This is a genomic window from Burkholderia sp. MR1-5-21 (assembly GCF_053427715.1).
On sequence record NZ_JBSAXD010000135.1, the window covers coordinates 1 to 396 of the forward strand.

Here is a 396-nt window from a genome sequence, read left to right on the forward strand (position 1 = left end):
GCTGGTCCTGGGTGAACAGCTGCTCGACGAACTGCCCGTCCGCGGTCTTGATCTGCGCGAAGGTCACGTGGGAGGGCACGAGCTCGAAGAAGGCCGAGGACTGCAGCGCGATGTCCTCCGTGCCGGGGCAGGTGAATTCGAACTCGACACGCCGGAATTGGCTGGTCGCCGCCATGGCGTGAGAGCGCGTGACGGCGCACGGCTTGCCCGCGCTGGTGGCGCCAAGGTGGTTGCGCAGGTACTCGAGCACCCGCTCGTTGGTAGGCTGTTCTTCTCCGGCCTGCGCGAGGCGCGCCGATTCAATGAGCGGGATGGTGAATTCGAGCTGCACGCGGTTGCCCTGGATCTCCCAGACCGAGTGCGTCTCGCTCTTGGTATGGGCGAGCGCTGTCGACG

General features: G+C 66.2%; 1 protein-coding gene. It reads right to left on the minus strand.

Annotated elements, in window-relative coordinates:
• Nucleotides 1–396, minus strand: a 396-nt coding sequence (locus ACV229_RS40755; protein WP_448088684.1) for a hypothetical protein, incomplete at both ends; no start/stop codon positions are given.